At 53.0% G+C, this 6002-nt stretch carries 5 protein-coding genes and 1 pseudogene; 4 read left to right on the plus strand and 2 right to left on the minus strand.

The features are described 5' to 3' along the window. Both HMPREF2993_RS13435 and HMPREF2993_RS05900 read right to left on the minus strand, forming a co-directional pair. A pseudogene (locus HMPREF2993_RS13435) lies at positions 1-83 on the minus strand (DUF711 family protein); the annotation flags it as partial. 243 nt (positions 84-326) lie between these two features. Continuing rightward, a complete protein-coding gene (locus tag HMPREF2993_RS05900) occupies positions 327-1643 on the minus strand; it encodes a tetratricopeptide repeat protein (RefSeq protein ID WP_070701497.1) in 1317 nt (438 codons plus the stop codon). Positions 1644-2378: 735 nt separating this feature from the next. On the opposite strand from HMPREF2993_RS05900, the gene HMPREF2993_RS13440 reads away from it, so the two are divergent. From HMPREF2993_RS13440 to HMPREF2993_RS13115, 4 genes are all read left to right on the plus strand, one after another. Further along, a complete protein-coding gene (locus HMPREF2993_RS13440; protein ID WP_141758261.1) occupies positions 2379-3059 on the plus strand; it encodes a hypothetical protein in 681 nt (226 codons plus the stop codon). Beyond that, positions 3059-4018, plus strand: a complete 960-nt coding sequence (locus tag HMPREF2993_RS05910; protein WP_070547411.1) for a hypothetical protein — start codon at positions 3059-3061, stop codon at positions 4016-4018. The genes HMPREF2993_RS13440 and HMPREF2993_RS05910 overlap by 1 nt, the downstream gene beginning before the upstream one ends. Positions 4019-4142: 124 nt before the next feature. Beyond that, on the plus strand, positions 4143-4721 hold the full coding sequence (locus HMPREF2993_RS05915) for a lipoprotein LpqH (protein ID WP_049155693.1): 579 nt from the start codon (positions 4143-4145) through the stop codon (positions 4719-4721). 15 nt (positions 4722-4736) lie between these two features. Then, positions 4737-5945, plus strand: a complete 1209-nt coding sequence (locus tag HMPREF2993_RS13115) for a CHAT domain-containing protein (RefSeq protein WP_168166770.1) — start codon at positions 4737-4739, stop codon at positions 5943-5945. Positions 5946-6002: the final 57 nt, after the last annotated feature.

Raw genomic sequence — 6002 nt, forward strand, 5'->3', positions numbered from 1 at the left:
GTGGGAGCGAGGGAGAGGTCAATGATGCCGAACGGGACACCGAGGCGCTCTGAAGCCATTTCACCCACGAGCTGGCCTTGCCGATAATTGCGGAGCTTGAGGCGCAACTACGCAACGCTAGTGATTACCGAGAAGCAGCACCATAAAACGGACCTTCGTTACCTTCGTCGGGAGAGCGTGCTGCCATGGGGAGCCGTCTGGTGATGCTTGGGCCGGCTTACTGAGGAACAGGAGAGTATTGGGTGCCTCAATGAGGGGGCCCGGGGCAACAGCGCCGACATTCGAAAACTAGTAGGCCAACTCCTCATCCACCGGATAGGTTGTTCTCAGTTATCGGTGTCAGCCTTGTGAACTACGCTCCAGTCATACTGTGCGGTGGCTTCTACGATGAGGGCGGAAAGCGCTGGAGTATCCCCAAGGAAAAGTGCCAATGAACAAGAGGCTTCAAAGGCATGTCGCAACCTTGAACGTACAAACCTATAGCGGGTTCTGCTCTCCGCAATGCTTTGGCTGACGCTATAAATAGTCCGCATAGCCGCGATGATGCGCTGGAAGGCTTCTCTAAGTTCATTGTGAGACACACCGTGATAGCGATCGTGCCATTGAACGATATACTCGGCTGCCGTCACATCGATCGATGCCGTAGACAATTTGTGCCCGTGCTCCTGACGAATGGCGCGGGCCTGCGAGAGCTTTCGCATCGCGATCCGGTGATGTTGTGCGGCCTCATCAACATCGCTAGTGGCATGTGCAAGGCGTTGGTGTACGAAAGCCTGCTGTTGCAAGACATCAGAGAAGAAACAAACGTCATGTTGGTCGTACGCCAGGGCTGCACACGCTTCGAGGGTATGTAAAGCTTCATCGTGGCGGCCTTCTAGATGTAATCGATGTGCCTGTATAAGCATTATTTGTTTGCTAACTTGCGGTTCAACCGTGACTATGGTTGTTCCAATTTGTGCGATAGCAAGAGAAACACTGCTAACCCACTCTGGATGTGCGCTCAAGAGACGCAAATAAGCGCGTGTAAGTTGCAGGGTTGGCGCGTGGTTCGGATCTTCGCCTATCAAAGGCTCTGCACGGTTGAGGTTTAGCTCAGCAGCGGCATAATCACCAAGCATCATTTCGGTTTGTGCCACTCCTAAAAGAACGATTCCAAGATAAGAAGTGCCGAGACTTCGAGCTAAGGCTTGTATGTTTCGATAGGCTATAGCGGCCTGATTGTGTTGTCCTTGGCACATAAACAACGCAGCACGTTCAATTTTTGTTAGGAAAGTGCGTTGTACAGGTTCAAGTGTTCGCGGAGCTAGTTCTTCGAGTGCAGCGACTCTCTTTTCGGCTTCCTCTAGCTTATTGGCGAAACGAAGCGATTGAGCGACGCTGAATGTGATTGCCCATTGTTGGTCTTCGAGGCGCATCAACTGAGACGGGTCGTCGACCCTTAGCTTTTTCCTCTCAATAGTGGAAAGGGCTCCGTGGAGAAGGTCGATGGACAAAGCAAGGTTGGCTTCACGAGTGACTTGAGGAAATTCTAAGAGTAGGTTGCTGAGCTCAGAGACACCCTTAGAACACTGTTCCGAATTAGTTAATTTCGTGGAATTCCAATGGACAGGGGTTTCTCGCCACGAATCGTCGCCAGCCCGCATTTTCGAGCTTGCTTCCTCACATCGAGCTCTGAAAGCTCGTGCCGAAGTACGCACTTTTATGGAATCGAACACACTATAATCTAAGCACAGATTGGAATTTGTTGTCGATGATTTGGACACTTACGTTGAGAGGTAACGAAGCCCATGGCTACCTTGAGACCACGCACTGCAGTAATTGCGGATGCGTGGACCGCCGCAGAGATTGACGCACCTGCGCTAGTAAATAAGAAGGGTCTGCCTCTGGCACGAACACAGAAATGTCTACTTGATCCACTAGTTTTTAGGCCGCGGGAACGAAAGCATCTCGCCAAGGCACTGTTGAACCCCGCGGACGCTGCCGAGATGTACCAGCTTCTGGTTGATTCCCGAGAGGCGTTGTCATGGACGTCCTTGTGGTATCTCGAGTTCAAGGAAATGAGACAAGCACTGGGAATCTCGGAAGGGAATCCCCAGGAGCTTTATTATCCCCGAGCTTATGAGCTCGCCATTACTAGGGGAGCCCCCGAGGGCGATGTAAGCGAGCTCGTTAGTGCACTACTAGATTCCATACATACGATTGGCCCCAGCACGAGAGAAGTGATGGAGGTGCTGAGGTCAAAGGAAACGCATGACTATGCGGAGAAGACATGGACTTCCTCTTGGTACAACAGAAGAGTACCCCCTCAAACTCATGGACTTAGTGAACGGCTAGCGCTTGCTCTTCTTGATCAGTCAGGGGAGAGTCTTGAAGCCTTTGTGGCTACAGAAGACGTTCGGGCTATCGCTTTTGAAATGCGAGATCAAGAAGGAATTATTGAGAAGTTTCTGGAAGCTATTGTCCCTAAAACGCAAACAGTTTCTCTTTCTGAGAAGGATCCCCTTGTTCCACCGGAGTTGTTAGGTTCGGCATTTCTTCCGCTTGACCGCACCATTGAGCAGCGCGTGCGGGCAGCGTTAATTCGGCATCGGGACGCAGACTCTGAGGTCGGAGCTGCGGAAATCGTGATCGAAGAGATTGAAAGGGCAGTGGATGCATTTGGCCTCCACGATGCCCGAAGCCAAGCGCTATTCCTTGTTGGCACGGTGATAGCACCTCAGCTAACTCCGCTGCTTCACGTTGATTCTGACGACGTCGGAGCGGCAGAGGGGTTTGTAGGCGAGCTCCAGCAAAGAATACGGAGGGAGGCATATGTAATGCACTTGCGACGGCAATTATGTGCTGGGGGAGCCATCCATGCTGACCAAACCAAGATCGTTGCTGATTTGCAAGATTTCTGGAAGCCTTGGTTGAACCGCTTATGGTCTCGACTACACGGTCGCGAAATTAGGGCACGTCCCCCGGCTGAAAGCCCTAAAGAATTGCTGACCGGCATTACCCGTTCTGTCATTCTTGACCACCGCGCAAGAATCCGTAAGTCTCTTGAGAGGAGCTCCTGATGAAGTGGACATTGAAAGATGGAGCCTGGTCATCGGGCGTTATTAGTTTCTCAGAGTTTCCACTTATCCAAGCTGTTGAAGCTAGGGGAGCGCTATTGGAGTGGAATATCGACGAGCCCGAAAGGAGCCGGCCACGCATCACGATCACTGACGAAGACGAATGCGATTGGCTGTGGGAACTCATCGGAGAGCCTGCCCATGTTGAATTTGTACAGTCGGCGCAGAACCCCAACATGCGAAAAGCATTCAATGTCGCTGCTCAATGGAATCTGGAGACGTTACTGGCGCTTCGAAAGCTCGCTCATGGCCAGTGGCTACGAGATTGGTGGCCGACCAGTGCCGTTGATGGGGTACCCAAGCTGAGTGATGAGGGGCTGGTTCGTGAGATGAACGACGTGGCTATGCAGGTAGAAACAATCGTCGACGGGTATCAGTTTTCTCGTACTGAGGACACCTCAGTGTCCTTAAACAGAACAAGGGACAACCAGGCACAATCTGACTATGCTTTGGTCGCGGGCACAGTTCAAGAGTGTGCGATCACGGGCCCCATTTTTAGTGGTACATCCTCCCCGGCGTGGCAAGGGCTGCCAGCACATGTAGTTGATGCGACAGAGAATCCCGTTCACTGGCATGTCGAAGCGGCTCCGAATCCGGTGCTAGACATCCAAGTATTACTCGCTGATAAGCAGTCAAACGGTGAAGGCCTTGAGGTGCGGGTGCTTCGCGGACCTGAGGAATTAGCCCACGGATATCTCGACAAGCGGGGATTCGCGTCTGTGCCGTTAGGTCTCACGGTAGCTGAGGTATGGCTTCAAGATTGGACTGACGTGGTCGTACAAGTTGGGGTTGATGTCAACGAGAGCCAGGAAGTGCGCAACCGTATTAGGGCCTTTGCTCAGGAGCGACTGCGAGCTCGCGACAGGTTGAGCTTTGCCGAAGAGTGCGTTGCTCTTTACTGATTGAAGGCATCGAATCCCCCCCCCCTTTGGGGGACCAGTTTTGTGAGTGGTAGAGCTAGCATTCTCCAATACTGAGGCTAGCTGGCACTCGAATGCACAGCTAAATGCAAAGAAAGGAACTCCAGTGAAGATCACTAAGTCTCTCGTATCTCTTCTTGCCGCCGTCTCGTTGACAACGCTCGCTGCCTGTTCTCAATCTGAAGGCGACAACGGCGAAAAGTCTGCGGACGCTACCACCGAAGTTGCTGCCAACGAGGCTGAAAAGACTGAAGACTCTAGTACAGATTCTGATGCGAATGCAGAATCAAACGACAGCGAAGATGAGTCTGCAAATGCAGATGCGAAGACCGCTTCAATCGGTGGAAGCTATGAAGCCACAGTTGATGGCCAGGCCATCGTGGTAGAAGACGAAACCATCGTATGCCAGGAGGCAGCTGGCACGATGAATCTCGCAGTAGGTTCCGGTACAGCTGGTATCTCCGCAATGCTTTCCACCGATGATAACCCCACGGTGAAGGGTGTCGGAATGATGGATGCAGATGGAAATACCCTGGCCTACGCTGAGGGTAGCCCGATGGGCTCCGCTACGGCGACGAAGGACGGCGACAGCTACACCGTGTCGGGTGAGGGCATTGTGACCGATCCACAAAACCCGACCAGCATGGAAACGAAGCCGTTCGAATTGAAGATTACCTGCGGTTAATCAAGGTAAGACGTGGTGAGTGGGCAACAAGTCCTGACCTTGTGGTTTGCTGAGGCAAGCACTTGCTGGATCACGTGGCGCTGGGAAGGAGAGGAAGACGCGCACGCGTCTCGTCTTGACCCAGCGCTACGCCAGACTCTTCTCAACTTTTATGAGGAGGCATTGCCCAATGCTCGCCCTGCTGAATCTGCGGAGGAAGCGCTCGACCGCGCCTTGAGTGGTCCATTGGCCTCTCCACAAGAATCGGCGGATTTTGGGGCAAGACTAGCTGATGGTCTTCTTCCCACTGAACTGACCCAAGCGTTAATTCGACGTTCTGGGCATGGCGCCGAGCGCGTTTGCATGAAGATCCATGTATCTCCAACTGCAGCTCGGATTCCATGGGCACTCCTGCGTATTCAAACAGAAACTGCAGGAAATCATCGTACGCTACTTTTGGACTTTGCGGACGTCGCTATAGCTATTCCCCGCAATGCTTCCCGCCTTGCGAAACGCCGCGATAAAGGAGCTTCGCGTTTGCGTGTTAACGGAACACGGCGCGGGGTTATAGCTGTCATCGATCCTAAAGTTCCTGGATACCAACCGACTTCGGCGTTGGGCTCGGTCCTGGGACCACCCCAAGACAACGATGAACTAGCAGCACTTTTAGGGCGGCGAACTGGAAACCTTATTCCCACAGCGACCGTTTTCTCTGAACTAGCTAGACGTAGTGATCTAGATCGCCGGTGGCTCAAGTCCGTACTGCCTAAAGCTTCCGCTTTTCTGTACGTGGGACACGTTAGCGTGGGACAGGATCTCACCTCCTCAGGGGCATCATCAGCACTCCACTTGTGTTGTGTTGATGACACGGGGCAGCACGATCCGTTGACCGCCGGTGAGATTCTAAGCGATGAAGAGTTCGTGTTCCCTGAACACGTGGCATTCATTGGGTGTGGTTCTGGTACCGACCATACTTTTCTCGAACCCATGGGTTTGTCTTTGGCCGCGCATTTGCGGGGCGCTCAGTACGTCATCGCTGCTTCGTGGACGATACCCACGGATTCATACCTTCCCTCTACACCGTTGCGGCGACTGATTCTTGCAGCCGATGAAGCATTAGATTCATCTAATCCGGCGCGTGCAATGAACTTGTGGCAACGTGACCGTGCGGAAGCGTGGTTTCGCGACGGCCACGTTAAGGACACCCCATTGCTTTGGGCGGCGATGCAGACTTTCGTGCGCTGACTAGTTGCGGAAACCGTGCACCGGTGCCGGAATGAAGCCACCGCGGTTGATGAAGGT

This window comes from Corynebacterium sp. HMSC068G04, assembly GCF_001814885.1.
Classification (GTDB): Bacteria; Actinomycetota; Actinomycetes; order Mycobacteriales; family Mycobacteriaceae; genus Corynebacterium; species Corynebacterium hiratae.

What these genes read in the sequence shown, in the direction of transcription:
- HMPREF2993_RS05900 (WP_070701497.1), bottom strand. Translation starts at nt 1,643, where the DNA reads ATGCGGGCTGGCGACGATTCGTGGCGAGAAACCCCTGTCCATTGGAAT.
- HMPREF2993_RS05910 (WP_070547411.1), top strand. Translation starts at nt 3,059, where the DNA reads ATGAAGTGGACATTGAAAGATGGAGCCTGGTCATCGGGCGTTATTAGT.